This window comes from Mycobacterium sp. TY815, from assembly GCF_030755135.1.
Classification (GTDB): domain Bacteria; phylum Actinomycetota; class Actinomycetes; order Mycobacteriales; family Mycobacteriaceae; genus Mycobacterium.
The window spans coordinates 80,750-106,183 of record NZ_JAUFRX010000005.1; the positions used below are offsets into that span (position 1 = coordinate 80,750).

The 25,434-nt window shown below is 66.8% G+C and carries 25 protein-coding genes; 17 read left to right on the top strand and 8 right to left on the bottom strand.

The genetic code is table 11. The features are described from left to right. The first annotated feature begins 32 nt into the window (after window positions 1-32). The 5 genes from QXK92_RS31940 (at window position 33) to era (ending at window position 4,615) form a co-directional block, all read left to right on the top strand. Window positions 33-692 carry a TetR/AcrR family transcriptional regulator C-terminal domain-containing protein gene (locus QXK92_RS31940; protein WP_306248494.1) on the top strand — a complete coding sequence of 220 codons (660 nt, stop codon included), beginning with the start codon at window positions 33-35 and terminating at the stop codon, window positions 690-692. A 53-nt stretch (window positions 693-745) separates the two neighbouring features. After that, window positions 746-1,804 (top strand): PhoH family protein, encoded by a 1,059-nt coding sequence (locus QXK92_RS31945; RefSeq protein ID WP_306248496.1) that lies wholly within the window; start codon window positions 746-748, stop codon window positions 1,802-1,804. A gap of 18 nt (window positions 1,805-1,822) precedes the next feature. After that, a complete protein-coding gene (gene ybeY, locus QXK92_RS31950) occupies window positions 1,823-2,359 on the top strand; it encodes an rRNA maturation RNase YbeY (RefSeq protein WP_306248499.1) in 537 nt (178 codons plus the stop codon). Further along, on the top strand, window positions 2,356-3,642 hold the full coding sequence (locus QXK92_RS31955; RefSeq protein WP_306248501.1) for a hemolysin family protein: 1,287 nt from the start codon (window positions 2,356-2,358) through the stop codon (window positions 3,640-3,642). The genes ybeY and QXK92_RS31955 overlap by 4 nt, the downstream gene beginning before the upstream one ends. Window positions 3,643-3,715: 73 nt before the next feature. Further along, complete coding sequence (gene era / locus QXK92_RS31960; RefSeq protein ID WP_306248502.1) at window positions 3,716-4,615, top strand: GTPase Era; 900 nt, start codon at window positions 3,716-3,718, stop codon at window positions 4,613-4,615. Here era and QXK92_RS31965 read toward each other — a convergent pair. Together QXK92_RS31965 and QXK92_RS31970 are read right to left on the bottom strand one after the other, a co-directional pair. Continuing rightward, a complete protein-coding gene (locus QXK92_RS31965; protein ID WP_306248504.1) occupies window positions 4,604-4,921 on the bottom strand; it encodes a hypothetical protein in 318 nt (105 codons plus the stop codon). The genes era and QXK92_RS31965 overlap by 12 nt on opposite strands. Window position 4,922: 1 nt before the next feature. Continuing rightward, entirely contained in the window at window positions 4,923-5,579 is a 657-nt protein-coding gene (locus QXK92_RS31970; protein WP_306248506.1) for a DJ-1/PfpI family protein, read from the bottom strand. A gap of 76 nt (window positions 5,580-5,655) precedes the next feature. On the opposite strand from QXK92_RS31970, the gene QXK92_RS31975 reads away from it, so the two are divergent. Further along, on the top strand, window positions 5,656-6,600 hold the full coding sequence (locus tag QXK92_RS31975) for a GlxA family transcriptional regulator (RefSeq protein WP_306248508.1): 945 nt from the start codon (window positions 5,656-5,658) through the stop codon (window positions 6,598-6,600). 15 nt (window positions 6,601-6,615) lie between these two features. On the opposite strand, the gene QXK92_RS31980 is transcribed toward QXK92_RS31975, so the two are convergent. Continuing rightward, entirely contained in the window at window positions 6,616-8,592 is a 1,977-nt protein-coding gene (locus tag QXK92_RS31980; RefSeq protein WP_306248510.1) for a PE domain-containing protein, read from the bottom strand. A gap of 206 nt (window positions 8,593-8,798) precedes the next feature. Continuing rightward, the gene (locus tag QXK92_RS31985; RefSeq protein WP_306248512.1) at window positions 8,799-10,298 is read right to left on the bottom strand and encodes an amidase; all 1,500 of its coding nucleotides are present in this window, start codon (window positions 10,296-10,298) and stop codon (window positions 8,799-8,801) included. Between the two features lie 61 nt (window positions 10,299-10,359). Between QXK92_RS31985 and recO the strand changes: the two genes are divergently transcribed. From recO to QXK92_RS32000, 3 genes are read left to right on the top strand one after another with little or no spacing between them, the layout of a single operon-like run. Then, entirely contained in the window at window positions 10,360-11,157 is a 798-nt protein-coding gene (recO, locus tag QXK92_RS31990; RefSeq protein WP_306248514.1) for a DNA repair protein RecO, read from the top strand. After that, window positions 11,141-12,040, top strand: a complete 900-nt coding sequence (locus QXK92_RS31995) for a decaprenyl diphosphate synthase (RefSeq protein ID WP_371934243.1) — start codon at window positions 11,141-11,143, stop codon at window positions 12,038-12,040. The genes recO and QXK92_RS31995 overlap by 17 nt, the downstream gene beginning before the upstream one ends. Further along, on the top strand, window positions 12,040-12,450 hold the full coding sequence (locus QXK92_RS32000; RefSeq protein WP_306248518.1) for a hypothetical protein: 411 nt from the start codon (window positions 12,040-12,042) through the stop codon (window positions 12,448-12,450). The genes QXK92_RS31995 and QXK92_RS32000 overlap by 1 nt, the downstream gene beginning before the upstream one ends. Before the next feature lie 18 nt (window positions 12,451-12,468). On the opposite strand, the gene QXK92_RS32005 is transcribed toward QXK92_RS32000, so the two are convergent. Next, window positions 12,469-12,867 carry a Fur family transcriptional regulator gene (locus QXK92_RS32005; RefSeq protein ID WP_306248520.1) on the bottom strand — a complete coding sequence of 133 codons (399 nt, stop codon included), beginning with the start codon at window positions 12,865-12,867 and terminating at the stop codon, window positions 12,469-12,471. Further along, complete coding sequence (locus tag QXK92_RS32010; RefSeq protein WP_306248522.1) at window positions 12,864-13,262, bottom strand: metalloregulator ArsR/SmtB family transcription factor; 399 nt, start codon at window positions 13,260-13,262, stop codon at window positions 12,864-12,866. Before QXK92_RS32010 ends, QXK92_RS32005 begins: the two co-directional genes overlap by 4 nt. 176 nt (window positions 13,263-13,438) lie before the next feature. Here QXK92_RS32010 and QXK92_RS32015 point away from each other — a divergent pair, with 176 nt between their 5' ends. The 7 genes from QXK92_RS32015 to QXK92_RS32045 all read left to right on the top strand — a co-directional run bounded on the left by QXK92_RS32015 (window position 13,439) and on the right by QXK92_RS32045 (window position 20,836). Then, window positions 13,439-14,854, top strand: coding sequence for a glycine--tRNA ligase (locus QXK92_RS32015; protein ID WP_306248524.1), 1,416 nt, complete (start codon window positions 13,439-13,441; stop codon window positions 14,852-14,854). A gap of 942 nt (window positions 14,855-15,796) precedes the next feature. Further along, window positions 15,797-16,978, top strand: a complete 1,182-nt coding sequence (locus QXK92_RS32020) for a PPE family protein (protein ID WP_306248526.1) — start codon at window positions 15,797-15,799, stop codon at window positions 16,976-16,978. 79 nt (window positions 16,979-17,057) lie between these two features. Next, the gene (locus QXK92_RS32025) at window positions 17,058-17,342 is read left to right on the top strand and encodes a WXG100 family type VII secretion target (RefSeq protein WP_055579135.1); all 285 of its coding nucleotides are present in this window, start codon (window positions 17,058-17,060) and stop codon (window positions 17,340-17,342) included. Between the two features lie 233 nt (window positions 17,343-17,575). Then, window positions 17,576-18,772 (top strand): PPE family protein, encoded by a 1,197-nt coding sequence (locus QXK92_RS32030; RefSeq protein ID WP_306248528.1) that lies wholly within the window; start codon window positions 17,576-17,578, stop codon window positions 18,770-18,772. 962 nt (window positions 18,773-19,734) lie between these two features. Next, a complete protein-coding gene (locus QXK92_RS32035; protein WP_371934244.1) occupies window positions 19,735-20,064 on the top strand; it encodes a hypothetical protein in 330 nt (109 codons plus the stop codon). A 129-nt stretch (window positions 20,065-20,193) separates the two neighbouring features. Next, window positions 20,194-20,490 carry a type VII secretion system ESX-5 protein EsxJ gene (esxJ, locus tag QXK92_RS32040; protein WP_306248531.1) on the top strand — a complete coding sequence of 99 codons (297 nt, stop codon included), beginning with the start codon at window positions 20,194-20,196 and terminating at the stop codon, window positions 20,488-20,490. A 61-nt stretch (window positions 20,491-20,551) separates the two neighbouring features. Beyond that, window positions 20,552-20,836: a WXG100 family type VII secretion target gene (locus QXK92_RS32045; protein WP_055579135.1), complete on the top strand. Its 285-nt coding sequence runs from the start codon at window positions 20,552-20,554 to the stop codon at window positions 20,834-20,836. Between the two features lie 152 nt (window positions 20,837-20,988). On the opposite strand, the gene QXK92_RS32050 is transcribed toward QXK92_RS32045, so the two are convergent. Next, complete coding sequence (locus QXK92_RS32050) at window positions 20,989-22,992, bottom strand: TPM domain-containing protein (RefSeq protein WP_306248534.1); 2,004 nt, start codon at window positions 22,990-22,992, stop codon at window positions 20,989-20,991. Window positions 22,993-23,047: 55 nt separating this feature from the next. Continuing rightward, entirely contained in the window at window positions 23,048-23,977 is a 930-nt protein-coding gene (locus tag QXK92_RS32055) for an esterase family protein (protein WP_306248536.1), read from the bottom strand. 181 nt (window positions 23,978-24,158) lie between these two features. On the opposite strand from QXK92_RS32055, the gene QXK92_RS32060 reads away from it, so the two are divergent. Further along, window positions 24,159-25,433: a deoxyguanosinetriphosphate triphosphohydrolase gene (locus QXK92_RS32060; protein ID WP_306248537.1), complete on the top strand. Its 1,275-nt coding sequence runs from the start codon at window positions 24,159-24,161 to the stop codon at window positions 25,431-25,433. Window position 25,434: the final 1 nt, after the last annotated feature.

The following is a 25,434-nucleotide window of genomic DNA, read 5'->3' on the forward strand; positions in this document are numbered from 1 at the left end:
CGTACGATGTACGTGTCAACGGGGAGGGCTAGATGGCGCGGGCGCGCTTTACGGTTGCCGACATCGCCTCGGCCGCATTGCAGATCGTCGATCGGGACGGCCTGGGCGGGCTGAGCATGCGGTCGCTGGCAACCGTCCTCGAAACCGGCCCCATGACGCTGTACAACTACGTCAGGGACCGCGCTGAGCTTGAGGAGCTGGTCGCCGAGGCGGTGATCAGCGAGGTCAGGGTTCCGGCGCCCACCGACGATTGGTGTGCAGACGTCCGTGCGATCGCCGTGGCGATGTGGCAGACAATGCGGCGGCACCCCAATGCCGTCCCGCTGGTGCTCACCCGCCGCACCGTGTCGCCGTCGAGTTATGCGGCCGCAGACCGGCTGATCGGCGCACTCAAGCGAGCAGGACTCGCCGACGAGGATCTGCTGGCGAGCTTTCGGGCAGTGCTGGGACTGGTCATGGGAAGTGCCCAAGCGGAATTGGCGGGTCCGCTGGCCGGCGATGGACGAGACCGGGAGAACACCGCGGTGGCGGCGCGCATCGGCGGTCTGGCCGGTGCCGAACACCCGCACATCGCTGCCTTGGCGCAGGTCAGCCAGCAATCGACGGCCACGGCCGATTTTGAACGGGGCGTTGGCATCGTGTTGGCGGGCATCAAATCGCTGGGAAGCGGTCACCCGACGGCGGTAGACTGAGCCGGTCGTTCCAACCAAGCCCTAGACGCCAGAAAGCAGGCAGCAGAAACCACGTGACGCCCCGCGAGACCCGCGCCGCTGATGCTGGTGTAGTCAGGCAGGCAGACGCCCAAGTTCGCAGCAGCATCGATATTCCGCCCGACCTCGTCGTGGGCCTGCTCGGTAGGGCCGACGAGAATTTGCGGGCCCTGGAACGGTCGCTGAAGTCCACCCTGCATGTCCGCGGCAACACGGTCAGCATGTCCGGCGAGCCGGCCGATGTCGCGCTGGCGGAACGGGCCGTCTCGGAACTGGTGGCGATCGTGTCCCGGGGCCAGGCGCTGACCCCGGAGGTGGTGCGGCACAGCGTGGCCATGCTCGTCGGCACCGGAAACGAGTCGCCGGCCGAGGTGCTCACCCTCGACATCCTGTCCCGCCGCGGAAAGACGATCCGGCCCAAGACCCTCAATCAGAAGCGCTATGTCGATGCGATCGACGCCAACACCATCGTCTTCGGGATCGGCCCGGCCGGTACCGGCAAGACCTACCTGGCCATGGCCAAGGCCGTGCACGCGCTGCAGACCAAGCAGGTCACCCGCATCATCCTGACCCGCCCCGCGGTGGAAGCCGGTGAGCGTCTCGGCTTTCTGCCGGGCACTCTGAGCGAAAAAATCGACCCCTATCTGCGCCCGTTGTATGACGCGCTCTACGACATGATGGACCCCGAACTGATCCCGAAGCTGATGTCGTCCGGGGTCATCGAGGTGGCGCCGCTGGCGTACATGCGTGGCCGCTCGCTGAACGACGCGTTCATCGTGCTCGACGAGGCGCAGAACACCACCGCCGAACAGATGAAGATGTTCCTCACCCGGCTGGGCTTCGGCTCGAAGATGGTGATCACCGGCGACGTCACGCAGATCGATCTGCCCGGCGGCGCCCAGTCGGGCCTGCGGGCGGCGGTCGACATCCTCGACGACATCGAGGACATCGAGATCGCCGAGCTGACCAGCCAGGACGTCGTCCGTCACCGCCTGGTGTCGGAGATCGTCGACGCCTACGCGCGGTACGAGGAGCCGGCCTCCGGCCTGAACCGGGCGGCTCGGCGGGCATCCGGCATTCGCAATCGTCGATGATGTGTGCGTGAGCGTCTTATGAGTATCGAGGTATCGAACGAGTCGGGCATCGACGTCTCCGAAACCGAACTGGTCAGCGTGGCGAAGTTCGTCATCAACCGGATGGACGTCAATCCGGCCGCCGAGCTGTCCATGGTGCTGCTGGACACCGCGGCCATGGCCGATCTGCACATGCGCTGGATGGACCTGCCCGGGCCGACGGACGTGATGAGCTTCCCCATGGACGAGCTCGAGCCGGGGGGACGCCCCGACGCGCCCGAGCCCGGCCCGGCCATGCTGGGTGACATCGTGCTGTGCCCGGAATTCGCCGCCGAACAGGCCGCCGCGGCGGGCCACAGCCTCGGGCACGAACTGGCGTTGCTGACCATCCACGGCGTGCTGCATCTGCTCGGCTACGACCACGGCGAACCCGACGAAGAGCGGGAGATGTTCGCCCTGCAGGACCGGCTGCTCGAGGAATGGGTGGCCGATCAGGTCGAGGCCTATCGCAACGACCGGCAGAACGAACGGGACCGCCGGCTGCTGGACAAGTCAAGGTTCTTCGACCAGCCGTGACCAGCTTTTATCAGCTGCTCGGCGTGATCGTGCTGATCGGTCTGGGCGGAATGTTCGCTGCGCTGGATGCGGCCGTCAACACGGTGTCGCTGGCCCGTGTGCACGAGTTGGTCCGCGACGAGCGGCCCGGCGCGCGGTCGCTGCTCAAGGTGATGGCCGACCGGCCGCGCTACATCAACCTGGTCGTGCTGCTCCGGATCGTCTGCGAGATCACCGCGACCGCACTGCTCGCGGTGTATTTCCAGCAGCACTTCAGCGTGGGCTGGGGTTTGTTCTGGGCCGCGGCCATCATGGTGGTGGTCAGCTTCGTCGTCATCGGCGTCGGCCCGCGCACCCTCGGCCGGCAGAACGCGTACTCCATCTCGCTGGCGACCGCGCTTCCGCTGCAAGTGATTTCCTGGCTGCTGATGCCGATCAGCCGGGTGCTGGTGCTGCTGGGTAACGCACTCACCCCCGGTCGCGGGTTCCGCAACGGGCCGTTCGCCTCGGAGATCGAGCTGCGCGAGGTCGTCGACCTGGCTCAGCAACGCGGCGTGGTCGCCGCCGACGAACGCCGCATGATCGAGTCGGTTTTCGAACTCGGCGACACCCCGGCGCGGGAGGTGATGGTGCCGCGCACCGAGATGGTGTGGATCGAGGGTGACAAGTCGCCGAGTCAGGCGATGGCGCTGGCGGTCCGCAGCGGATACTCGCGCATCCCGGTGATCGGCGAGAACGTCGACGACATTCTCGGTGTGGTCTATCTGAAAGACCTTGTGCGGCACATCTTCTACTCGACCGACCGGGGCCGGGGGAGCACCGTGGCGCAGGTGATGCGCCCGGCGGTGTTCGTGCCGGACTCCAAGCCGCTGGACGCGCTGCTGCGGGAGATGCAGCGCGACCGGAATCACATGGCGCTGCTGGTCGACGAGTACGGGGCGATCGCCGGTCTGGTGAGCATCGAGGACGTGCTCGAGGAGATCGTCGGCGAGATCGCCGACGAATACGACCAGGCCGAGACGGCTCCGATAGAAGAGTTGGGGGACAAGCGCTTCCGGGTCTCGGCACGGCTGCCGATCGAGGATGTAGGCGAGTTGTACGGGGTGGAGTTCGACGACGATCTCGACGTCGACACGGTGGGCGGGTTGCTGGCACTGGAACTGGGCCGCGTCCCGCTGCCCGGCGCCGAGGTAGTGTCGCACGGCCTGCGCCTGCAGGCTGAAGGCGGCCGCGACCACCGGGGCCGGGTGCGGATCGGCACCGTGCTGCTGAGCCCGGTGGAAAATGAGGAGGACATCCAGTGACGCCGAACGTGCACCCACGGCGCGAAAGCGCGCCCGAAAACGCCGTGTGTTCACGTTCGACGAAGGCCGCGGCGTGAGTGAGTTCCGTTCCGGCTTCGTGTGTTTGATCGGCCGCCCCAATACCGGCAAGTCGACACTGACCAACGCGCTGGTGGGCGCGAAAGTGGCGATCACCTCGATGCGCCCGCAGACCACGCGGCACACCATCCGCGGCATCGTGCACCGCGAGAACTTCCAGATCATTCTCGTCGACACCCCCGGTCTGCACCGGCCCCGCACGTTGCTGGGTAAGCGGCTCAACGACCTGGTCCGCGACACCTACAGCGAGGTGGACGTCATCGGGCTGTGCATACCGGCTGATGAGCAGATAGGCCCGGGCGACCGGTGGATCGTCGAGCAGATCAGCTCGGTTGCCCCGAAGACCACCGTGGTGGCCATCGTCACCAAGATCGACAAGGTTCCCAGGGACCGGGTGGCCGCGCAGTTGGTGGCGGTCAGCGAGCTGCTGCCCAACGCCGCGGAAATCGTTCCGGTGTCCGCGGTTTCGGGCGATCAGGTTGACGTGCTGATCGATGTGCTTGCCGCCGCGTTGCCGCCCGGCCCCGCGTATTACCCCGACGGTGAGCTCACCGACGAGCCCGAGGAGGTGCTGATGGCCGAGCTGATCCGCGAGGCCGCACTCGAGGGTGTGCGCGACGAGCTGCCCCATTCGCTGGCGGTGGTGATCGAGGAAGTGGAGCCACGCGAGGACCGGGACGACCTGATCGACGTGCACGCGGTGCTCTACGTGGAGCGCGACAGCCAGAAGGGCATCGTGATCGGCAAGGGTGGCGCCCGGCTGCGGGAGGTGGGCACCGCGGCCCGCACCCAGATCGAGAAGCTACTGGGCACCAAGGTTTACCTCGACCTACGGGTCAAGGTCGCCAAGAACTGGCAACGCGACCCGAAACAGCTTGGCCGCCTAGGGTTTTAGACGCCGTCTGCCGGCCACGGCCGAGCGCGGTAACCGGCCGGCGCGGGAATGCCCGCTCAGCACGTCGCCAGCCTGCAGCACATCGAAATCCAGGTTAAGCCGCATCGGCCTGCGCACCGATTGCCGCCAGGTCAGCCGCGTGCCGTCTTGCCCTGGCGCGCTCGAAACATCCTGCAGTGCAACGGTTTCGTCCTTGTAGGTGGCGGTGCCGGTGAGGCCCGCCGGTTCCTGGGTGAACACGTAGTGCACCTGCAGAGTGCCTATCGGAGTTTTGATGGTGACGTCCCAGTCGCCCTCGACGCTCAACTCACACCTCCCGTGGTTCCCGGCCGGCATTGCGCCACACAACCCCTCGTCGCTCGTACTCGAAGAGCTCTTCGACGGCGTGCGCGATCCGTGGGCCGTACCACCGGTCCAGCAGATGCAGCGCCAGGTCCAGCCCGGACGTCACCCCGCCCGAGGAGACCAGGTCGCCGTCGTCGACCACGCGGGCGGCCACCGCGTTGACCCCGGCCGCGTCCAGCAAGTCCAGGCCCAGGTGATGCGTCACCGCGTGGCGGCCCTCGATCAGTCCCGCCATCGCCATGATCACCGACCCCCCGCAGACCGCGGCCATGGTGATCTCCGGATTCTGAAAAGCTCTGGCCAACAACGGATTCAACTCCGTTCCGGCGGCCCGTGCCAGCAACACCGGAATGGTTTCCACGCCGTCGTCGGGGTCACCCGCGATCGGTCCGCTGGCGCCGGGCACCAGTACGCAACCCGCCCGATCCGGATCGAGCGCCGCGGTGGCGGGCAGGGTCAGGCCGAGGGTTCCGCTGGTGACGTTGCGGGCACCCTGCGCGGAGACCAGCGACACGTCCAGTTCGCCGCCGACGAACTCGCTGCCCGCGGCGAGCATTTCAAAGGGGCCGATGACATCCAGCGGGTCGAAGCCGTCGTAAAGCACTATTTGCGCCTGCATTCCGGCAATGGTGCTCGGTGTCGGCGTCGCGGACCAGTGGCCAAGCAGCCATTATGCGCCGGTATATTGCCAATCCATGCACGCAGTCGCCGTTCTTGCCGAACCGGACGTCATCGCGTTCGACCTGGCCATTGCGATAGAGACGTTCGGGCGCGCCCGGTTGGCCGACGGCGGACCCGGCTACCGCGTGCGCGTATGCGGTGCGCAACCGGTCGTCGCCGCCGGGCCGATCGGGATCACCACCGACTTTGGACTCGACGAGCTCTTGACCGCCGACACCATCATCGTGCCCGGACGCAACGACGTCAGCACCCCCGTCGGCGACGACGTCAGCACCGCGCTGAAAACCGCTTATAGCAAGGGAATTCGGATAGCGTCGATCTGCAGTGGGGCCTTCACGCTGGCTGCGGCGGGAATACTGGACGGCAGACGCGCGACTACGCACTGGATGGCGGCCGAGTTCTTCGCGGCCGCCCATCCTGCTGTCCGGCTCGACGCCGACGCGCTGTACGTCGACGAAGGCCAGATTCTCACCTCCGCCGGCGCATCCGCGGGCCTGGACCTCTGCCTGCACATGGTGGCCCGCGACTACGGGTCGGCGGTGGCTGCCGACGCGGCTCGGTTGGCGGTAGCGCCGTTGCACCGTACCGGCGGCCAGGCGCAGTTCATCGTCCGCAACCGGCGCGAAGCCAATACCGAACTCGACGCGGTGTTGGCCTGGATCGAGAACAACGCGCACCAGTCCCTGACCCTGGCAGACCTCGCGCGGCACGCGTCCACCAGCGTACGAACGCTGAACCGCAGCTTCCGGCGCGAGACCGGTCAGACGCCCATGCAGTGGGTCAACGGCGTGCGGATCCGCCACGCCCAAGAACTTCTCGAGGCGACCGACGACAGTGTCGAAACCATCGCTCGCCGAGTCGGATTCGCTTCGGCCGCGAATTTTCGCGAGCAGTTCCGCCGCATGTCGGGCGTCGCGCCACTGAGCTACCGCAGCACCTTTCGCGAGCGTGCGGGCTGACTGCGCAGCGGGTTTCTATGCGTAGAAGGGGTTGAGGATCGGCGGGATGATCTCGTTGCCGGTCACGCCGGTGAGCCGGACGAAGATCTGAGCGGGAATGTTCAGCGCCTGATAGACGCCCGCACCCAGCCATGACACCGGTAGCTGCAGGAACTGCGGCACCGAATCGACGATGCCCTGAATCGGGTCGAACACCAGGTACGGGATGGTGGCTGCGACGGTGCGCGCGTCCAGGTTGTAGTTCACGATGGGATCCGGCCAGCCCTGGGCGCCGAAGTCGGCGCTGACCGCACTGAACAGGTTGGCACCGGGATTGACGTAGGTGCCGTCGAAGACGGGGGACGTCAGAGGCGCACCCTGCATGTACGCCGGCGGGGTGATACCGAACTGATCGAGAATCGTCGGCGTCGTGCTGACGATCTGCCACGAGTTGTTGATCAGACCGTTCTGGCTGGGCAGAACAGAACCGGCCTGATCCCAGATGAGGAATGTCGCGGTCTCATACGGTGATTGGAAGCCGTGGCCGCGGTTGAACTGGTTGGGGTCGATGTGACCGTGGTCGGTGACCATCAGCACATCCCAATTCTCGCCGTTGTTGATCTGCCAGTCGGCTACCGACCCCAGCAAGCCGCTGCCGCTGCCCAGCGTGCCGTTGCCGTAGTTGCCCAGGTTGGTGTCCATGTTGCGGAGGGCCGCGGCGTACTCGGGGGAGCCGCCGCCATAGGCGTGCCCCACTTCGTCAACGCCGACAAAGTAGGAGAAGATGAAATTGCCCTTGGCTGGGTTTGCCGCCGTGATGGCGGCCTGGCTCAGATTGCCGACTTGGTCGTTCGATGCGAACCAGAGCGGGTCGTTCTCCGAGTGTCCGACAAAGGTGATCTTGTCGGCTGGGAATGCACCGGCGCCCGCGATATCGGTGATGACCGGCCAGTTGGCGATCACCGTGGTGTCGATGTTGTTGCCGTAGGCGGCTTCGAGCTGGTTGTACACCGTCGGCCAGTCGTCGTATGTCCACGGCGTGAAGACGTTGTTGGTGACACCGGCGGTCTCGCTCCACACGCCGGTCTGAATGGTCGTCCACGAGGGGTTCGACACACTGGTGTGCCCGACGATCGTCGACGCGGAGGTGACGCCATCCGACATGAAGGCGCGGAAGTTCACGTTGAGGGGGTCGGCCAGGACCCTGCTCAGATTCGTGCCGTCGGTGCCGATCAACAGGAAATTTCGGTCCGGCGCCAACATCTGCAGGATATTGGCTTCTTCGGGGGTGACCATGTTCAGGTAGGTTCCGGGGCTGCCGGGCGCGCCCGGGTCGCCGAAGAAGGACAAGGCATATCCGCCGATCCCACCGGTGCCGGCGGGGACGAACACACCGCCGTAGCCCCCGGTGCCACCTGCTCCGCCGTTACCCCACAACAACCCACCCGTGCCGCCGGCGCCGCCGGTCCCGGTCCGGAAGCCGCCGGTACCTCCGACGCCACCGTTACCGATCAGGCCTGCGTTGCCGCCGCGTCCACCGGTCTGGCCTGCCAGCCCGGCAGAGCCACCCGCCCCGCCGTTACCCCAGAGAATGCCACCGTCCCCACCGGCCTGCCCGGTACCGGGCGTGCCGTCGTACCCGTTGCCGATCAGTGGACGGCCCAGTAACAAGTTCGTCGGCGCGTTGATCGCGCCCAGCACCCCGTCGACGACCGGCTGCAACGGGCCGGCATTGATCACCTCCGCGGCCGCGTACGCCCCGCCGGCCGAGTTCACCGCAAGCACGAATTGCTCGTGGAACGCGGCCACCTGCTTGCTGAGTGCCTGGTAGTCCAGGGCGTGGCCGGAGAACAGCGACGCAATCGCAGCCGACACCTCGTCAGCGGCAGCAGCCAGCACCGTGCTGGTCGGAGCCAGCGCCGAGAGGTTGGCCGCAGTGATCGACGAGCCGATGCCCGCGGCTTCAGCCGCCGCCAACGTCAACACATCCGGTGTGGCGAGTAGATACGACATCGTTGTCCTCCAACCCGTTGATTGAACGGCCACCGGAACATGGGGCGCAGCCCATAATTACACGCTGCCAATACTTTGGACGCGAAGAAACAAAAGATTTGTGTAGAACCTGAAACGGTGCGGCTGCTGACCGCCGGTCGAACCGGCTCAACTGCGCTCACCTACCCCGCGGGGCAGACGCCAAACCCGTTGCGGTATCGGGGGATTCAGCCCCGCGGCTCCGGCACGCTGTGCAGTGGAGGGGTGCTGTTGCCAGTGTTCCACCAGACCTTGGGTTGTTTGGATGCCCAGCCGCTGAGCGCCTCGAGTTCGGCGGCCAGTGAGATCAGCATGCCTTCGCTGTTGGCCGGGCCCATCAGCTGCACACCGATGGGCAGTCCGTCTGAGGTGAACCCCGCCGGCACGTTGATCGACGGCCAGCCCAGCACGTTCCACGGCCAGGCGTACGGGCAGGCGGCGATGACGGCGCGGTCGGTGGCGATGCCACTCAACCGGTCGAAGGCCCGCGCCAGCGGAGGTGGCTGCGCGGTGGTTGGTGCGAGCACCACGTCGACGATGTTGAAGATCGACCCGACCCGGCGCTGATCGGCGGCCTCGTGGCGCCGCGCGGTGCGCAATGTCGCCTGCGACAGCATGTGCCCGGTGCGCATATTGGACAGCGTGCGGGGGTCCCAGTTGACGTTCTCGCCGAGCCGTTCGCCCCAGCCCCACAGTCCGGCCATCGATCGGGCCAGAAAATCCCACGACAGCCGCACGCCGTAGTCCGGGTTGCCTTTGACCACGGTGTGGCCGAGCAATTCGAGTTGCTCGCCCACCTTCTGAATGGCGGCCAGGATCTCCGGATGCAACTTGGCCCGGAAGAAGGTGTACGGAATGCCGGTCGACAGCGCGATCCTCAGCGGGCCGGGCGCGATGCCGACGTAGTCGGACGCCGTGAGTGGGGGAGGCTTGTGCAGATCGCCCTCGACGTTGCCGGATGCCGCGTCCAGCACCAGTGCCGCGTCGGCGACGGTACGGGCCAGGACGCCGTTGACGGTGATGCCGTTGAAGGACTCCGGCTCCGGCCAGGTGGAGATGCGGCCGCGCTGCGGCTTGATGCCCACCAGATGCGTCCATGCGGCCGGGATGCGGACGCTGCCGGCTCCGTCGGAGCCGATTGCCGCGGTCACCAGGCCCGCGGCCACCGCGGCTGCGCTACCACCCGACGAACCGCCCGGGGTGTGCCGGCGCGACCAGGGGTTGCGGGTGTGCCCGAAACCCGGCCCGCTGGTGAACGGCCACTGACCCAGTTCGCAGGTGTTGGTCTTGCCGACGATCACCGCGCCGGCCGCTTTGAGGCGACGCACCACCTCGCTGTCCTGGGCGGCAGGCGGGACGTACCCGTCGGTGCCGTACGCCGTTGGGACGCCGGCAACGTCCACGTCGTCCTTCACCGCGATCGGAATGCCCAGCAGCGGTGCAGTGTCGCCGGCGGCGCGGCGCCGGTCGGCCGCCGCCGCATCGGCCAGCGCCGACTCGGTGAGCACCACCCGGAACGCGTTCAATGTGGACTGGCTCACATCGATGGCGTGCAGGGAGCGGCGGACCAGTTCGGCGGCCGTCACTTTCCGGGTCGCCAGCTGGTAGAGCAGGTCGGTTAACGTGGGCAAGCGCCGGTTGCCGGAGCCGGAATCGACCCCAGAAACGGACCCAGAAGCGCCAACCACGGGGTACGAGACTATCGGCGCGGATCCCCGCGATGTCGCGGCGGGGTGCAAAACTGTTGTGATGCGGCTGTATCGAGACCGGGCTGTTGTGCTGCGGCAGCATAAGCTCGGTGAAGCCGACCGGATCGTCACCCTGTTGACCCGTGATCACGGTCTGGTCCGTGCGGTGGCCAAGGGTGTGCGGCGCACCCGCAGCAAATTCGGCGCGCGGTTGGAGCCGTTCGCGCACATCGACGCGCAGCTGCACCCGGGCCGCAACCTCGACATCGTCACCCAGGTCGTCTCGATCGATGCCTTCGCCACCGACATCGTCAACGACTACGGCCGCTACACCTGCGGGTGCGCGATGCTGGAAACCGCCGAACGGCTGGCCGGAGAGGAGCGGGCGCCCGCGCCGGCGCTGCACCGGCTCACGGTGAGTGCGCTGCGGGCGGTCGCAGACGGGCGCCGCCCCCGTGAGCTGTTGCTGGATGCCTATCTACTGCGGGCCATGGGGACCGCCGGATGGGCGCCGGCCCTGACCGAGTGCGCCCGCTGCGCCACCCCGGGCCCGCATCGCGCGTTCCACATCGCCGCCGGCGGCAGCGTCTGCGCACACTGTCGTCCGGCCGGAGCCACCACGCCGCCGCTGGGTGTGCTGGATCTGATGTCGGCATTGCACGACGGCGATTGGGAAGCCGCCGAGCAGTCACCGCCGTCGCACCGTAGCTATGTCAGCGGGCTGGTGGCCGCACATCTGCAATGGCATCTGGAGCGGCAACTCAAAACGCTGCCGCTGGTGGAGCGGGTCTACCGGGTGGATCACACGGTTGCCGAACGCCGCGCCGGGTTGATCGGGCAGGATGCCGAGTGTGGCTAAGAAGGCCGAACGACGGAATCCCACCGACTTCCCGCAACTTCCCCCCGCCCCACCGGACTATCCGACCTTCCCCGATACCTCGACGTGGCCCGTCGTTTTCCCCGAACTGCCGCCGGCGCCGGGCGGGGGACCGCGCCGGCCTCCGCAGCACACCTCCAAAGCCGTCGCACCCCGCATTCCCGCCGCCCAGTTGCCCAACCATGTCGCCATCGTGATGGACGGCAACGGGCGCTGGGCCACCCAGCGCGGGCTGCGTCGCACCGAGGGGCACAAGATGGGCGAAGCGGTGGTCATCGACATCGCTTGTGGCGCAGTCGAAATCGGGATCAAGTGGCTCAGTCTTTACGCGTTCTCGACGGAGAATTGGAAGCGGTCGCCCGAAGAGGTCAAGTTCCTCATGGGCTTCAACCGTGACGTGGTGCGACGGCGGCGGGACATCCTGAACGAGATGGGCGTGAAGATCCGCTGGGTCGGCTCCGCACCACGGTTATGGCGCAGCGTCATCAACGAACTCGCCGTCGCGGAGGAAGTGACCAAGAACAACGACGTCATCACCATCAATTACTGCGTCAACTACGGCGGCCGCACGGAGATCGCGGAGGCCGCCCGAAGAATCGCGGCCGAAGCCGCGGCCGGTCGGCTCAACCCGGATCGTGTCAACGAGTCGACGATCTCCCGTCACATGCAGCGACCCGACATCCCCGATGTGGACCTCTTTCTGAGGACGTCGGGTGAGCACCGGTCCAGCAATTTCATGCTGTGGCAGGCGGCCTACGCCGAGTACGTCTTTCAGGACAAACTGTGGCCGGATTACGACCGCCGCGACCTGTGGGCGGCCTGCGAGGAGTACGCGTCCCGCAACCGCCGCTTCGGGAGTGCCTGATGGCCGCGCTGCCGGATCGGCTGGCGTCGATACTCGGGGAAATACTGTCCGTAGAGGTCGAGTCCGACGGTGCGCTCACCGTCCGCCACAACGGCACCTTCGCGTCTCTGCGGGTGGTGCGCATCGCCGACGACCTCGACCTGATGTCGCTGACACAGGTGCTGGCCTGGGATTTGCCGTTGACCAAGAAGATCCGCGACCTGGTGGCCAGGGAAGCGCGAGAGGTGAACTTCGGCGCGCTGACTCTTCTGGAGAAAGCTCCCGAGAAGGGAACCCGTGGCGCGAAAACCGGTGACGTGATGCTGCGCTACAACTTTCCCGGCGCCGGCCTCACCGACGACGCGCTGCGCACCCTGATTCTGCTGGTGCTCGACACCGGCGCCCGGATACGCGGCGAACTCATCGCCTGACCGTCGGCGCGGAAACGTTCAGCGGCAGTCTGAACAGGTGCCGAAGATCTCGATGGTGTGACTCACATCGGAGTATCCGTATTTCGCGGCCACCTCGGCCGCCCACGACTCGACCTCGTGGTCGCCCACTTCGATGGTGGAACCGCAGCTGCGGCACACCAGATGGTGGTGATGATGCTCGGAGCACCGGCGGTACACCGACTCTCCGGTGTCGGTGCGCAGCGTGTCGACCATTCCCGCCGCGGCCATCGACTGCAGCGTGCGGTAGACGGTGGTCAGGCCGATGTTCTCGCCGCGACGACGCAACTCGTCGTGCAGCTCCTGCGCCGAACGGAACTCGTCGAGCGTTTCCAGCAGCGTGGAGATGGCCGCTCGCTGGCGGGTGGAACGGACGGTGGTTCCTTCACTGGACGTCACGGTGCGTCCTCACCGGCGTGGGCCACCGCGTCGACCACGATATGGGCGAGGTGGTGGTCAGCCAGCCGGTACATCACTTCACGGCCGGACCGCTCCCCGGAGACCACCCCGGCCGCCTTGAGGATCTTCAGATGCTGACTCACCAGCGGCTGCGGGACACCCAGCGCGTCGACCAGTTCGTGCACACAGCGCTGGGATTCGCGCAGCTGCAACACGATCGCGATCCGCACCGGCGCGGCCAGCGCGCGCAGCAACTCGCCGGCGGCGTCCAGGATCTCCCGCGGGGGCGGAGTCGGGTAGGCCGGATGCGAGGCGACACCGTCAGCGCTGTGCTCGTGATGACCGGCCAGTTCGTCATCGGCGGCAGGGGCGGAACTCGTTCGGGGCGACGTCACCGTGTCGAGTCACCACCTTTGGAGGTTCGAGGCATTCGGGTTGCTGCGGCGGAGTCGGTCAACAACCAGCCCGCGGCTGCCCTCCACTGTCACATGCATGATGATGCATGTCAAAGACCGGACGCCGATCGCTACCATGACGGGTGATTTGCGGGCACCGGTCGTGGTGCACGTCTATGCCAAGTCCTCCGAAGGGAGCGCACACCCTCGTGGCGTCCGTCATCGAAACCGTAGTCAACCTGGCCAAGCGGCGCGGCTTCGTCTTCCCCTCGGGTGAGATCTACGGGGGCACCAAGTCGGCCTGGGATTACGGGCCGCTGGGCGTGGAGCTCAAGGAGAACATCAAGAAGCAATGGTGGCGCTCGGTCGTCACCGGTCGCGACGACGTCGTCGGGCTCGATTCCTCGATCATCCTGCCGCGCGAGGTGTGGGTGGCATCCGGTCACGTCGAGGTGTTCAACGACCCGCTGGTCGAATGCCTGAACTGCCACAAGCGGCATCGCCAGGACCACATGCAAGAGGCGTATGCCGCCAAAAGGGGCGGTGATCCCGATTCGGTGCCGATGTCGGAGATCGTCTGCCCGGACTGCGGGACCAAGGGGCAGTGGACCGAGCCCCGCGAATTCAACATGATGCTCAAGACCTACCTGGGGCCGATCGAGACCGAGGAAGGGCTGCACTACCTGCGCCCGGAAACCGCGCAGGGCATCTTCGTCAATTTCGCCAATGTCATGACGACCGCGCGCAAGAAGCCGCCGTTCGGGATCGGGCAGATCGGCAAGAGCTTCCGCAACGAGATCACCCCGGGCAACTTCATTTTCCGGACCCGCGAGTTCGAGCAGATGGAGATGGAGTTCTTCGTCGAGCCGTCCACTGCCAAGGAGTGGCACCAGTACTGGATCGACACCCGCCGTCAGTGGTACGTCGACCTGGGCATCGATCCGGAGAACCTGCGACTCTACGAGCACCCCAAAGAGAAGCTGTCGCACTACTCCGACCGCACCGTCGACATCGAGTACAAATTCGGTTTCCAGGGCAACCCGTGGGGCGAGCTGGAGGGCGTCGCAAACCGTACGGACTTCGACTTGTCAACGCACAGCAAGCATTCCGGCACCGAACTGTCGTTCTTCGACCAGGCCACCGACACCCGCTACACGCCGTATGTCATCGAACCCGCAGCCGGCCTGACCCGCTCTTTCATGGCGTTCCTGATCGACGCGTACACCGAGGACGAGGCGCCCAACGCCAAGGGTGGGGTGGACAAGCGTGCGGTGCTGCGACTGGACCCACGGTTGGCGCCGGTCAAGGCGGCGGTGTTGCCGCTGTCCCGGCATGCCGACCTGAGCCCGAAGGCCCGCGACCTGGCCGCCGAGTTGCGCAAATCCTGGAACATCGACTTCGACGACGCCGGAGCGATCGGCCGGCGCTACCGCCGCCAGGACGAGATCGGTACCCCCTACTGCGTGACCTTGGATTTCGACTCGCTCGAAGACAACGCGGTCACGGTGCGAGAGCGCGACGCGATGACGCAGGAGCGCGTGACGATCGACAACGTGGCCGACTACCTGGCTGTGCGACTCAAGGGCAGCTAGCGCAGTCCTCCCGCATCGTTCTCGTGAGCGCCTGAAGCCGCGGTGGGAAATTGCGGGTCAGTGAAATCACGTTCGCGCGTGAATTCTTCCCTGTTCGCGCCCGGAGTCAATTCTTCGTGAATGTATTGCGGCGCGGGGCGGTGTCCTTTCTGAGAGCCAGCCGCGGCCGCGCCAATCGGAGCGGGTGCGGCGTCATTTCTCGCGTCGGATTAATCGATTCCTGCTGAAGCGGCCCGGAGCCGCGTCAACACCGGCTCCTCTAATGCCGAAGTCGCCCGCACCGGGAGGTGCACCACCGCTTGCGCGGCGCGGGAATCTATTGAAGGCAGACGCCGGGCTGGGCGCAGGCCGGGATCGCCCGGCATCGCGCTGCAGTCCGGCCGCGGTGCTGACGACCGCGCGGCCAGCGGCAATTCCGGTTGGCAGGGTGCGGGATTCGGTCACCGGTGCTGCGTCGGCACGAACGTCACCATCGCGATCGGCGGCGACCCGACATCCCCGACCCCGGGCGGGGGTCACCCGGGCATCCACGCCTCGGCAAAGCAGCGCGAAGGACCTTCTCGTGACGGGCGACGCGAGCTCAGGACTTCCCGTGTTCGGAACGAGGAGTTCGGCTGCGCGCAATCTTGGTAACGGTCTGTCGATGAATTCGGGAATATGCTCCGGGAAGCGCAGATGACGGATTCTGGAATGGCATTTCAGAGTTTATCGGCAGGTCCCCGTGCACCCGCATTCCGCGGTGCCGGTGTCGAATTGGTGGACACCCGGCTGGACAGATGTCCGGAGAGGCGCAGGTCAGCACGGCCCTAACAAATTTTTCGACGTGATTTTGGCGAAACTACAGACTTTTGCTGTGATCTGGCTTACGATCCGCCCAGGGGCTGGTTCGTGTTGCGAGCCGCCCGTGACTGGTCGGATCGGTTCGCTGGGGTTGGGGTTGCGATGATTTTGGACTTTGCGTGGTTGCCGCCGGAGATCAACTCGCTGCGGATGTTCGCGGGATCGGGCTCGGCTTCGCTGCACGGCGCGGCTGCGGCATGGGAGGGTTTGGCGTCCGACTTGTCGGCCTCGGCGTCGTCGTTCAATGCGGTGATCGCGGGTTTGACCGGTGGGCCGTGGGCCGGTCCGGCGTCGGCGTCGATGGCGGCTGCGGCGCTGCCATACGTGGACTGGCTGGGTACCGCGGGTGCGCAGGCTGCTGCGGCGGCCGCTCAGGCGCGGGCGGCGGCGACGGCGTTCGAGGGTGCGTTGACGGCGACGGTGCACCCGGCGGTGGTCGAGGCCAATCGCACCTCGTTGCTGACGTTGATCGCGACGAACTTCCTCGGGTTGAACACCCCGGCCATATTCGCCAATGAATTCGATTACGTGGAGATGTGGGCCCAGGATGTGGCGGCGATGCTCGGCTACCACGGTGGCGCGACGGCGGTGGCCGAGAGCCTGACCCCGTTCTCTGTTCCGCCGCTGGACCTTGCCGGTATGGCGGCCAATATTGGTACGCAGGTGACTGGCTTTGCGACCACTGCATCGGCTGCTGTCAGTCCGATGCTGGAGAGCGCCGTGGCCGCGGGTTCGGGCCTGGCAGTAGGTGTGCAGTCGGCTGCGGCGGCGTTTCCTGTGCAGTCGGCGATGTCGTTCATCCAGGCCGGGGCGATGCCCGCCAGCATGCTGATCGGCCCGCTCATGCAGGCAGGGCAATCTGCCACCAGCACGGCTGGACTGGCCGGCGCAACGGCTGCCGCCGATCTCGCGGACGTGCCGAAGTTCGTTGGCGACATCGCTCCCGCCGCGAAAGGCCTAGGTGGTGCCGCGCTTGGTGCCGGGATGGCGGGGGACTTGGGCAAAGCGCACCTGGTGGGCGCAATGTCCGTGCCGCCGAGCTGGCAGGGTTCGGTCCCCAAGGGAATGGCCAGCTCGGCCATGTCCGGCCTGGGTGCGGCGATGCCCAACCCGGCGGCGATGGCCGGGGCGGCCGGGGGTGGTATGCCAATGATGCCGATGCCGATGGGCATGGGTGGTGGCGCAGGAGCCGGTATGCCTGGCGGCATGATGGGCCGCGGGGGTGCCAGTCCGCATGTGGTGCAAAACCGGCCGAGCGTGATTCCGCGGACCGGCGTCGGATAAACATGAGTTTGTCGGGTTCGAATTAAATTCATATGTGGGCTTCTCGGTGGATGCTGAGCAGCCGGGAAGGATTCACCCGATGACCATCAATTATCAGTTCGGTGACGTCGACGCCCACGGTGCGCTGATCCGCGCGCAGGCCGCCAACTTGGAGGCCGAGCACCAGGCCATCGTTCGCGATGTGCTGGCTGCCGGTGACTTCTGGGGCGGCGCCGGTTCGGTGGCTTGCCAGGAGTTCATTGCCCAGTTGGGCCGCAATTTCCAGGTGATTTACGAGCAGGCCAACGCTCACGGCCAGAAGGTCCAGAGCGCCGGCAGCAACATGGCGCAGACCGACAGCGCCGTCGGTTCCAGCTGGGCCTGACCCACCGGCCGGGCGGACGATTTTTGGCGTCCGGGACCGGTCGGAAACCGAATATACTGAGCGAGAATCTAAGTCGATTCAGCGCGCGAATACCAAAATGTAGCCAGTTTGGCGAAAGCCCAGACTGCTGCATCGGATTGTTTTGCGATCCGATAGGGGCAGGCTCGCGGGTCGGGTAGAAGTGATGATGGAGTGATGGAGCCGTTGGCGCGGCTGGCTGATATGGGGTTGCGATGATTTTGGACTTTGCCTGGTTGCCGCCGGAGATCAACTCGCTGCGGATTTACGCCGGGGCCGGGTCGTCTCCGCTGCACGTCGCGGCGGCCGCGTGGGAGAGTCTCGCGGCGGATCTGTCGGCCTCGGCATCGTCGTTCAATGCGGTGATCGCGGGTTTGACCGGTGGGCCGTGGGCCGGTCCGGCGTCGGCGTCGATGGCGGCTGCGGCGCTGCCATACGTCGATTGGCTGGGTACCGCGGGTGCCCAGGCTGCGGCGGCGGCCGCTCAGGCGCGGGCGGCGGCGACGGCGTTTGAGGGTGCCTTGACGGCGACGGTGCACCCGGCGGTGGTTGAGGCCAACCGGGTGTCGCTGGTGACGTTGATCGCGACGAACTTCCTCGGGTTGAACACCCCGGCCATATTCGCCAATGAATTCGATTACGTGGAGATGTGGGCGCAGGATGTGGCCGCGATGCTCGGCTACCACGGTGGCGCGACGGCGGTGGCTGAAAGCCTGACCCCGTTCTCCATTCCGCCGGTCGATCTGGCCGGTTTGGCCGCCAACGTCGGCGCGCAGTTCACCGGCTTGGCCACCTCGGCGTCCGCGGCAGTCAGCCCGGCGGTGCAAGGAGTCATGGCGGCGGCTCCCGGAGTAGTGGCGGGCGTGCAGTCCGCTGCTGCAGCGGTCCCGGTAGATATGGCGATGTCGGCCGTCCAGATGGGCGCCATGCCGGCCAGCATGTTGATCGGCCCGCTGATGCAGGCCGGCACATCCGCTTCCAGCACGGCCGGACTGGCCGGTGCGTCCACGGCCGCCGGGCTGGTTGACGCACCGAAGTTCGTCGGTGACGTCAACCCGATGAAGGGCCTCGGCGCCGGCGGTGGCGCCGGCCTCGGTGGCGGCATGTCGGCGGGCTTGGGTAACGCGCGGCTGGTGGGTTCGATGTCGGTGCCGCCGACGTGGCAGGGTTCGGTCCCCAAGGGAATGGCCAGCTCGGCGATGTCGGGCCTGGGGGTCAACGCCGCGGAGATGGCACAGGCAGCCGGCGCTGCGGGCATGGGCGCCGGCGGCGGTATGCCGATGATGCCGATGCCGATGGGCGGCGCCGGTGCAGGTGGCGGTATGCCCGGCGGCATGATGGGCCGCGGCGGCGCGAGCCCGCACGTGGTGCAGAACCGGCCGAGCGTGATCCCGCGGACCGGCGTCGGATAAGCCGGGCGATCTCAGGCGCGGGCGACGTACGGGGGTGCGTCGCCCGCGCTTTTCGTTGCGGCGCTTTTCTCAGCATGCTGGGGTCTAGCGCGGTGGCGCGCCGGTCAGATGTGGCCGATGCCGCGAGTCGTCAGGAACACGCTCAGCAGCCCGACCCGACCGCGATGCCGCCGAGCCGGAACGCGGCCAGAGGCGCCGGGGCCCGTGGCCGCGACGACAGGTGACGCTCATTCCGATCCGTACCGGGGCTGATACCAGCGCGGAGCCTGTGCCGGAGCGCCGTTTTTCCGGGTGAGGGGACATATTCCGCGCCGCGGATGTTTTCTGGCGCGGCACTAAGAGTGACGTGGCCGGATAGGGTGTCCGGAACCCGTCGTGGGCGGCGCTGACCTCGCTCAATGCGCGGCGTCCAATAAAGGCGGCGTTGCGTGAATTCTTTTCAATGAGAGATCGGTCAGGAATTCTGCATTGACTAAATTGTTCCTTCGGCTTCCTTTGTCGATCCGATCTGCGTGGCAGCGATACCGCCGTCCGGCGTCGGGCCGTGTCGGCACCGGGCTGATCCCGGTGCACCCGGTGACTTACCGTCCCACCGATGCAGCGGCGCGCTTCGAGGGTGCGCGGGGCTCCGTCTCAGCGGGGGCATCGGGCCCTGCTCCGTTGGGTCAGAGCGCCGGCGGCGATGTGCCCGATCCGCGCTCTCGGCCCGGTCCGGCAGAGCTCGGAGACGGCCCGAACCGGGCCGCACACGTGTTCGGCTCAGCCAGATATGAAGTTGACAGGTGTCCACACCTCGGGGTGGATCCTGCGGAAAACCGTTACCAGAGCGGATACGGCGCCTGAGCGACGGTGAATTCCTGGATTCGGGGGATTTTTGTTGCCGGATTGTCTTACGATGCTGGGGCTCGGGTATCTACCATGGAGCACGAAGAAGTTGAGATCGGCACTGAAAGGGGACAGGCGTGCTTTTGCCTCTTGGTCCGCCCTTGCCGCCCGATTCTGTGGCGGCGAAACGGGGCGAGTCGGGCATGCTAGGCGGACTATCCGTTCCGCTCAGCTGGGGCACGGCAGTTCCACCAGACGACTACGACCACTGGTCGAAGGAGTCTGAATCAGGTGTCGAGGACGTCGTCGCGGTGCCAGGTGCGGTCGATCCGGAACCGATCGAACCGGCCAACGACGAGTGGGATGAATGGGCGGAGTGGAAACAGTGGGAAGCGGAGAACGCTGAACCTCGTTTCGAGATGCCACGCGGAAGTAGCGTGGTCCCGCATTCGCCGGCAGCCGGATGAGAGAAAGGGAAAGACTGTCGATGTTTACGGGTGATTAGCGGATCCGGAAAGTCCGGGCCCGGTGATCACATCAATCAAACTGGTTGAGTTTCTAGCAACACATCCACGAACCCAAAGGAGATAGCCAAGATGGCAACACGCTTTATGACCGACCCGCACGCTATGCGGGACATGGCGGGCCGCTTCGAAGTGCACGCCCAGACCGTTGAGGACGAGGCCCGTCGCATGTGGGCGTCCTCGCAGAACATCGCCGGCGCCGGCTGGAGCGGTATGGCTCAGGCGACCTCGCTGGACACGATGGGCCAGATGAACCAGGCCTTCCGCAACATTGTGAACATGCTGCACGGAGTGCGTGACGGACTCGTCCGCGACGCCAACAACTACGAGCAGCAAGAGCAGGCTTCGCAGCAGATCCTCAGCAGCTAGCCAGATAGCGGCGAAAGCCGCTGCAGCTTAAAAACTTTCACAAACTAAGGAGACCAGTTCAATGACCATTAACTACCAGTTCGGTGACGTCGACGCGCATGGCGCGCTGATCCGCGCCCAGGCCGCCAACTTGGAGGCCGAGCACCAGGCCATCGTTCGCGATGTGCTGGCTGCCGGTGACTTCTGGGGCGGCGCCGGTTCGGTGGCTTGCCAGGAGTTCATCGCCCAGTTGGGCCGTAACTTCCAGGTGATCTACGAGCAGGCCAACGCTCACGGCCAGAAGGTCCAGAGCGCCGGCAGCAACATGGCGCAGACCGACAGCGCCGTCGGGTCCAGCTGGGCCTGAGAGAAGTTCTCGGTTCGCGGCGGCGCATCGGTACGCCGGTGCGCCTGTCGCGGGCCACTTGAACTGAACAAGACTGCGCACGCCTACCCTGCGGTGGGCGTGCGCAGTTTTTTTGTGCTCAGGGTGCGGGCCTACCGTCTCGGGGTGCGGGCTCAGAACCGCCCGCCGCCACCCATGAAGCCGCCGCCGGATGATCCACCCGACGAACCCGACGACCCGCCGAACGATGTCGGGCTCCAGCCGCCGAAGCCACCTCGCAGGCCGCCGCTGAGCAGGTCGCCGATGATGATGCCGCCGAGCATGGCGCCGGTGTCGCCGTCGCCGCGATGGGCATAGGCGCGCTGCGCCGCCTGGACGTCGGCATTGGCCAGTGACTGAGCCTGCGCGGCCAGCGTCGAAGCGCCGTTGGCGTATGCGATGGCTTCGGGCAGATTGTTCGACTTCCGGGCTTGAGCGGCCTCGAGCTGCCGTTTGGCCTCGGCCAGCCGGGTCCGGGCTTCCGGCCCGATACTGCCGCGGCGGGTGTCGATGTACTCCGATACCGCATGGACCCTCGACTCGGCGGTGAACAGCGCCTGCTCCAAGGACCGTCTCAGCCGTTCGGCGTTCGCCTGCTCCTGCGCGACAGTGGTCAGCATCTGGTTGAGCTCCGCGTCGGCCTTGGACAACCGGGCGAATGCGCCCAGCGGATCGGCGGCGCTGCGGCCGCCGCCCGAGCTGTCCAGAGCACGCGCGGCGGCGTCGCGTGCGGCTATCAGCTCACCGGTGTGCGCCGATTGGTTGCTCTGAGTCTTCTGTAGCTGCTCGTTGGCGCGCTTGATGGCTGCCTGGATGTCCGTCAGGACCGACGGCAGGTTCGCCACGGCGTGCTGGATGTCGTCGGCTGCGCTGTCGACCGCGTCGAGTAGCGAGCGTGCCTGCCCCAGAGCGGATTCGGCGGCGCGGACCGCGTCCACCAGGCGACTCTGCTGCCCGGCGACGGCCTGGCCGGCCAACTCACGGGCGGCGCCGATGTTGCGGTCGGCGAACTCCAGCCGCTCTCGGGCGGTGCTCACGTTCGCCGAGACGGACGTCAAAGCGGTAGCACCGAATTCGTTGTGCAGCTGGGCCAGGTGTCGTTCCGCAGGGTCGATCCGGGCGGTGAGTTCGACGAACTGCTGGGTCAGCGCATCGAGCCGGGACGGGGCGTTGATCACCAGATCGCGCAGCTGCTCGAACGCCTCGGTCTGTGATTCCAGTTCGCGGTCGGCATTTGCCGCCGACACGATCACCCGGGTGAGCAGTTCGCGGCGCTGCGCCGGTGTCTCGGGCATGCTGTCGTCGAGTTGCTGGCGCACCGTGAAGGCCTGCGCCAGGGCGGCTTTCGCTTTGTTCACGGCCTGGGTGAAGGCATCGGTCCGTTCCTCCCCGAATTCCTCGATCGCCAGCGCGAGCTCGTTGGAGCTGGTGCGCACCGCGTTGTCGACCTCCACAACCTTGCTTCGGGACAAGTCGTCGAGGATGTCCAGCGGGACCGCGGCCAGCGCCGTCGCGTCCGTGGGGTCGACCCGCCGGGCGGCGGCGACGGCGTTGGCGCGCCGGCGGCGTGCGCGACGGCGCATCACCAGCAGCAGGATCACCACGGCCAGGACGATGAGGCCCAGCGCCCCCAGCAGCAGATAGCGGCCGGTCGAGCTCGGCGTCTGATCGAGTCCCTGTGCCGCGGCGATGGCCGCGGCGCTCCACTGGGCATTGCGCAGCGCGGGTTCGATCTGGTTGTGCCGCAGGCTGTCTACCTGACTCGGGGTGACGCCCTGCATCCCGTTGGGCACCAGAAATGAGTACGCCCGCCCGCCGGTGGACACCGCCAGCAGCGCGTCGTAGTTGCCCAGCTCGCTGGTCCGGAAGGTGCGCTGACCCCAGTTCTCCGCGCTTGCCCCGGAGAAGTTGTCGACATAGACCACCCAGAGGCGGATGTGCCGACTGGCGTAGAGCTTGTCCACGGCCGCGGTGACGGCGGCGCGATCGGAATCGCCGAGCACTCCCGCGTTGTCGGTGAGGTAGTCCGCCAACCGCAGCGGGGGTTGCGCCACAGCGGGGGGCGCCAACAGCGTTCCCCCGCTGAGCGCGACCGTCACCATCGTCAGGAACACGCCGATCAGGCGAGCAATGCGCATACCGCTAATTAAACGTCGGGGAAGCGCGGTGCGGTGACCGCGGTGTGGAAGACCGTCAGGCCGGTCCGCCGCCGCCGGCACCCAGGGTGCGCTGCATGTCGCCCTTCATGGCCACCAACTGCGCATTCCAGTAACCCCAGCCGTGCTGGCCGCTGCCGTCGATGTTGAACGTCGCATTGTGGCCGCCGGCCGCGTTGTAGGCGTTCTTGAAGTCGACGTTGCTCTGCAGCACCACCTGCTCGATGATCTGGCCCGGCAAGCTGCCGCCTCCGCCGCCCAACTCCGACGGGGTGCCGTTGCCGCTGTAGATCCACAGCCGCGTGTTGTTGCCGGCCAGCCTGCCGGCCTGCACGGTGGGATCGTGGCGCTGCCAGCCCGGACCACCGGACGGTCCCCACATGTCCTCGGGGTTGTAGCCGCCTTCGTCGTTCATTGCCAGCTTGATCAGGGTGGGCCCGTTGCCGCTGGACGGGGTCAGGTAGGCCGACAGCGCGCTGGCGTAGGCGAACTGCCCGGGATGGTAGGCGGCCAGGATCAGCGCCGAGGACCCCGACATCGACACACCGACCACCGCGTTGCGGGTCGAGCGGACGCCCTTGCCCGCCAGGTAGCCGGGCAGCTCACTGGTCAGGAATGTCTCCCACTTGTAGGTCGCGCCATTGGCCGACCCGTACCAGTCGGCGTAGAAGCTGGATCGACCGCCGACCGGCATGACCACCGACATGCCCGATCCCAGGTACTCGTCGAACGCGTTCGTTTCGATGTCCCAGCCGTTGCGGTCGTCGCGCGCACGTAAGCCGTCCAGAAGGTAGACCGCCGGCGCCCCGCCCTGCTGGAACTCGACGGTGATGTCCCGACCCATCGCCGCCGACGGGACCTGCAGGAATTCGGGCGCGGCGGCCCGGGCGGCCGGTTCGTTGCCGGTGATGCCCAGTAGCCCTGGTAGTGCTGCGGCTGCGATGCCGGCCGTGGCCAGCCGTCGCATCCAGCGTCTTTTGCTCGTGTACGTATGTAACTCCTGTCGCCACCTGCGTCGGCTTTCGCCCAGCCTGGATCCGACCCAGTGATCGAGTTGATACCCACAACCAGGTGCTCTAACCGCCGCCGACACGGGCGGGCGGCGCGGGACACACCCGGCCGGGTTCGCCCTGGCAGACTGTGGGTCGGTGAGCACCGATCAGCACGACCCCTACGACGAATTCGACCGCGCGCGGCGGGTACTCGAAGCGCCGAAAACCGCGGGTCTGCCGGGTACCGAAGGTCAACACCGCACCGACTTCGCGCGTGACCGGGCGCGGGTGCTGCACAGCGCGGCGCTGCGCCGGCTGGCCGACAAAACTCAGGTCGTCGGGCCCCGCGAGGGCGACACTCCGCGCACCCGGCTCACCCACTCCCTGGAGGTAGCCCAGATCGGGCGCGGCATGGCGATCCCGCTGGGTTGCGATCTGGACCTGGTCGAACTGGCGGGCCTGGCCCACGACATCGGTCACCCGCCGTACGGGCACAACGGCGAGCGGGCGCTCAACGAAGTCGCCGCCGCCTACGGTGGTTTCGAGGGCAATGCGCAGAACTTCCGCATCCTCACCAGCCTTGAGCCCAAAGTGCTTGACGCACAAGGACGCAGCGCCGGCTTGAACCTGACGCGCGCGGCCCTGGATGCGGTGACCAAGTATCCGTGGCCGCGGACCGAAGGCGAGCGCAAGTTCGGTTTCTACGACGACGACCGCGCGGCCGCCGACTGGGTGCGTCACGGTGCCCCCGCGCGTCGGACCTGCCTGGAGGCGCAGGTGATGGATTGGGCCGACGATGTCGCCTACTCGGTGCACGACGTCGAAGACGGGGTCGTGTCCGAGCGGATCGACCTGCGCGTGCTGGCCGACGAGAACGAGGCGGCCGCGCTGGCCAAGCTGGGGGAGAGCGAGTTCCCGCGGCTCAAGGCCGACGATCTCGTTCAGGCGGCGCAACGGCTGTCGGGACTGCCGGTGGTTGCCTCGGTCGGTAAGTACGACGCGACGCTGACGGCCGCCGTCGCGCTCAAACGGTTGACCAGCGAGCTGGTCGGCCGGTTCGCCACCGCCGCAATCGCCACCACTCGCGCGGCATCCGGCCCGGGGCCGTTGGTCCGCTACCAGGCCGATCTGCAAGTGCCGGACATGGTGCGCGCCGAGGTGGCGCTGCTGAAGATCCTGGCACTGCAGTTCATCATGTCGGACCCGCGGCACCTCGAAACACAAGCTGAACAGCGCGAACGCATCCACCGCGTGGCGCACTGGCTGCACGCCGGCGCCCCGCACACCCTCGATCCGGTGTTCGCGGCGGCGTTCAACGCCGCCACCGACGACGGTGCGCGGCTGCGGGTCGTCGTCGACCAGATCGCGTCCTACACCGAGGGGCGGCTGGAACGGATCGACGCCGGCCAACTCGGCGGGTTCACGGCCTAGA

What these genes read in the sequence shown, in the direction of transcription:
- QXK92_RS31940 (WP_306248494.1), top strand. Translation starts at nt 33, where the DNA reads ATGGCGCGGGCGCGCTTTACGGTTGCCGACATCGCCTCGGCCGCATTG.
- ybeY (WP_306248499.1), top strand. Translation starts at nt 1,823, where the DNA reads ATGAGTATCGAGGTATCGAACGAGTCGGGCATCGACGTCTCCGAAACC.
- QXK92_RS31970 (WP_306248506.1), bottom strand. Translation starts at nt 5,579, where the DNA reads ATGCAGGCGCAAATAGTGCTTTACGACGGCTTCGACCCGCTGGATGTC.
- QXK92_RS31975 (WP_306248508.1), top strand. Translation starts at nt 5,656, where the DNA reads ATGCACGCAGTCGCCGTTCTTGCCGAACCGGACGTCATCGCGTTCGAC.
- QXK92_RS31980 (WP_306248510.1), bottom strand. Translation starts at nt 8,592, where the DNA reads ATGTCGTATCTACTCGCCACACCGGATGTGTTGACGTTGGCGGCGGCT.
- recO (WP_306248514.1), top strand. Translation starts at nt 10,360, where the DNA reads ATGCGGCTGTATCGAGACCGGGCTGTTGTGCTGCGGCAGCATAAGCTC.
- QXK92_RS31995 (WP_371934243.1), top strand. Translation starts at nt 11,141, where the DNA reads ATGCCGAGTGTGGCTAAGAAGGCCGAACGACGGAATCCCACCGACTTC.
- QXK92_RS32000 (WP_306248518.1), top strand. Translation starts at nt 12,040, where the DNA reads ATGGCCGCGCTGCCGGATCGGCTGGCGTCGATACTCGGGGAAATACTG.
- QXK92_RS32015 (WP_306248524.1), top strand. Translation starts at nt 13,439, where the DNA reads ATGCCAAGTCCTCCGAAGGGAGCGCACACCCTCGTGGCGTCCGTCATC.
- QXK92_RS32020 (WP_306248526.1), top strand. Translation starts at nt 15,797, where the DNA reads ATGATTTTGGACTTTGCGTGGTTGCCGCCGGAGATCAACTCGCTGCGG.
- QXK92_RS32025 (WP_055579135.1), top strand. Translation starts at nt 17,058, where the DNA reads ATGACCATCAATTATCAGTTCGGTGACGTCGACGCCCACGGTGCGCTG.
- QXK92_RS32030 (WP_306248528.1), top strand. Translation starts at nt 17,576, where the DNA reads ATGATTTTGGACTTTGCCTGGTTGCCGCCGGAGATCAACTCGCTGCGG.
- esxJ (WP_306248531.1), top strand. Translation starts at nt 20,194, where the DNA reads ATGGCAACACGCTTTATGACCGACCCGCACGCTATGCGGGACATGGCG.
- QXK92_RS32045 (WP_055579135.1), top strand. Translation starts at nt 20,552, where the DNA reads ATGACCATTAACTACCAGTTCGGTGACGTCGACGCGCATGGCGCGCTG.
- QXK92_RS32050 (WP_306248534.1), bottom strand. Translation starts at nt 22,992, where the DNA reads ATGCGCATTGCTCGCCTGATCGGCGTGTTCCTGACGATGGTGACGGTC.
- QXK92_RS32055 (WP_306248536.1), bottom strand. Translation starts at nt 23,977, where the DNA reads ATGCGACGGCTGGCCACGGCCGGCATCGCAGCCGCAGCACTACCAGGG.